A 1,558-nucleotide genomic window follows, 5' to 3' on the forward strand; every position below is an offset into this window, starting at 1 on the left:
AGCCCCACACACAAACAACTTGACGCTGATAATGGGAATACAGGATCGGAACCACGTGGAATGACCCACTTCTTGACTGGCCATGATCTCCTCATGTGCCTTCAGCGTGATCTGTCTTCCATGTTAGTTCCGACCCTGTACCGCAATCTGGTGAATCCGCCCATGACCTTATAGGAGCGTGACGTCTCCACCGTGACCACCCCGGCAGGTGTCTAGTGTAGTCGTCCCATCAGCGTCTTGTCTGCCCGGAAACCCCGGATCGCGGGTCACCCGCACGTTTGCTCACAGACAGGACCTGATCCCCAATGTCTACCACTTTCGACTGCCCCACCGGCCCCGTTGCCGGAATCGACACCCACACCGATACCCACACTGTTGCCGTTATTTCGGACACCGGCCGGCACATCGCCACCGACACCTTCCCCGCCACCAACCCTGGCTACGTGGCGATTTCAGAGTTCATGGCAACCTACGGTGTCACCACCGTCGGTGTGGAAGGAACCAGCTCCTATGGAGCAGGCCTGACACGCCACCTTCGCACCCAGAAATACTCAGTCGTAGAAGTCTTACGCCCTACCCGGGCCGTTCGACGCCGGGACGGCAAATCAGACCCCGTTGATGCTGTCGCTGCCGCCCGCCAGGTGCTCACCGGGGAAGCCTTAAGCATCCCGAAAGACACTTCCGGGCCAGTGGAATCCCTCCGTGGGTTGCAGATCACCCGCCGTCAGCTCGTGATGACAGCAGCGAAACTGATGACAACGATCAAATCGTTGCTGGTCACAGCACCCGATGAGATTCGACGCCGCTATAGTGCGATGTCCACATTGGTCATGGTGGAGGCCTTGTCCCGGTGCCGACCATCAGCTGACCTGGCCGACCCCAGAAATGGGGTGCTCCTCGCGTTGAAGACATTAGCCACCACCTATCGTGATTTACAGAAACAGGGTACGCAGCTGGAAAAACACATCAGTATCCTGGTTGAGATGATCAATCCGCATGTGACCTCGATATTTGGGTGTGGTTCCGTGGTGGCTGCTGATCTGATTGTCAGTGTGGGGGATAATCCAGGCCGGATTCACTCCGAGGCAGCATTAGCTCATCTGTGCGGGGCCGCACCGATTCCGGCTAGTTCTGGACGGACTCATCGGCACCGTCTCAACCGGGGTGGTGATCGTCGGGCGAATTCTGCGTTGCATCGGATCGCGTTGGTGCGGATGCATCATGACCAACGCACCAGGGACTACGTAGCCAAACGCACCAAGGAAGGATTGTCGAAAAAGGAGATCTTACGGTGTCTGAAACGCGCCATTGTCAGGGAGGTCTACCGGGTGTTGTGCTTGGGTCAGGCCGTTCTTCCAACGGGCCAGGTAGAGGTTGATGAACTCAAAGCTCGACGGATCGAGAGGCAGTTATCGCAAGCCCAGGTTGCTGAAAAACTCGGGTGTGCCCCGGCGAGAATCAGTGATATCGAAACCGGCAAGCGCCCTTTGCCGGAGTTGAGGTTGGCTTATGAAGAACTTCTCAAATCAGCTTGACACAACATAGGAGCATCACGCTC

At 57.0% G+C, this 1,558-nt stretch carries 1 protein-coding gene; it reads left to right on the plus strand.

Going from position 1 to position 1,558, the window contains the following annotated elements:
- Window positions 1-305: 305 nt before the first annotated feature.
- Window positions 306-1,535: an IS110 family transposase gene (locus QKD99_RS11420; RefSeq protein ID WP_005324630.1), complete on the plus strand. Its 1,230-nt coding sequence runs from the start codon at window positions 306-308 to the stop codon at window positions 1,533-1,535.
- Window positions 1,536-1,558 lie beyond the last annotated feature (23 nt).

This window comes from Corynebacterium sp. c3Ub_189, assembly GCF_039907195.1.
In the GTDB taxonomy this organism is placed as follows: Bacteria; Actinomycetota; Actinomycetes; order Mycobacteriales; family Mycobacteriaceae; genus Corynebacterium.

Bases quoted from the DNA above. Each gene is read 5' to 3' on its own strand.
- QKD99_RS11420 (WP_005324630.1), top strand. From the start codon at position 306: ATGTCTACCACTTTCGACTGCCCCACCGGCCCCGTTGCCGGAATCGAC.